This window comes from Salinimicrobium oceani, assembly GCF_012037645.1.
This window is the reverse complement of sequence record NZ_JAAVJR010001574.1, coordinates 1-290: the sequence shown is the minus strand read 5'-3', so window position 1 is coordinate 290 and position 290 is coordinate 1. Positions and strand designations below refer to the sequence as shown.

The 290-nt window shown below is 46.2% G+C and carries 1 protein-coding gene; it reads left to right on the top strand.

What is annotated here, in order from left to right; translation table 11 throughout:
- On the top strand, positions 1 to 290 hold a 290-nt coding region (locus tag HC175_RS23120), incomplete at both ends, for a coproporphyrinogen III oxidase (protein ID WP_168140094.1).

The following is a 290-nucleotide window of genomic DNA, read 5'->3' as shown; positions in this document are numbered from 1 at the left end:
CAGAAGACTGGTATGCTTTTGTTACAGAGGTAGGCGACAGCTTTTTAGAAGCATACTTACCGATTGTGGAAAAAAGAAAAGATCTGCCATACAAGGAGGAGCAGCGTAATTGGCAGGAAATTAGACGGGGCAGATATGTGGAATTCAACCTGGTGCATGATAAGGGCACCTTATTTGGATTAAAAACCAATGGCAGGATCGAAAGCATTTTAATGAGCCTCCCGCCGCATGTACAATGGGTTTACGACCATCACCCGGAACCGGGAAGTGAGGAGGAGAAGTTGGTGAGG